General features: G+C 60.6%; 1 protein-coding gene. It reads left to right on the forward strand.

Annotated features, from left to right (window positions below; genetic code table 11):
* Positions 1–52: 52 nt before the first annotated feature.
* Positions 53–625 (forward strand): flavin reductase family protein (locus tag AC1DS5_RS25225; protein ID WP_477720981.1); only part of this gene is annotated, 573 nt, incomplete at its 3' end.

Raw genomic sequence — 625 nt, forward strand, 5'->3', positions numbered from 1 at the left:
CGCCAAGTGGATTCCGGTCGTGCGCAAGGCCAATGTAAAGGCGGATTGACGAATGAAGATCGATCCCGCTGAACTTGGCGCCGAAAAGGCCTATCGTCTGCTCACCGGCATCGTCGTCCCGCGACCGATCGCATGGGTGACCAGCCTGTCGCAGGCAGGTACCGTCAACCTTGCGCCGTTCAGTGCTTTCACCTTCGTCTCGCCCAAGCCGCCGATGCTGGCAATCAGCGTCGGCCGCAAATCAGGCGTCTACAAAGACACGGCACGCAACATCCTGGATCGCGAAGAATACGTCATTCACATCGCGGATTCGCCGTTGATGTCTGCGGTTCACGAAAGCTCCGCCGAACATCCGCCGGAGGTGAGTGAGGTCGAAGTCCTCGGTCTCGAGACGACCCCCAGCGACCATATCGGGGTGCCGCGGCTGACGGCGGCACCTATCGCGATGGAATGCCGATTTCGGCAATGCCTCGAATTCGGCGATACCCGCAGCCGGTTGATCGTCGGCGAAGTAGTCGCATTTCACATCAAGGACGATCTGCTCGCCAACGGCAAGATCGAGACCGAGAGTCTCGATCCGATCGCCCGCATTGCCGGTCCGCGTTACGCGCGGCTAGGCGAGATC

This window comes from Polaromonas sp. P4_H1, from assembly GCF_056400945.1.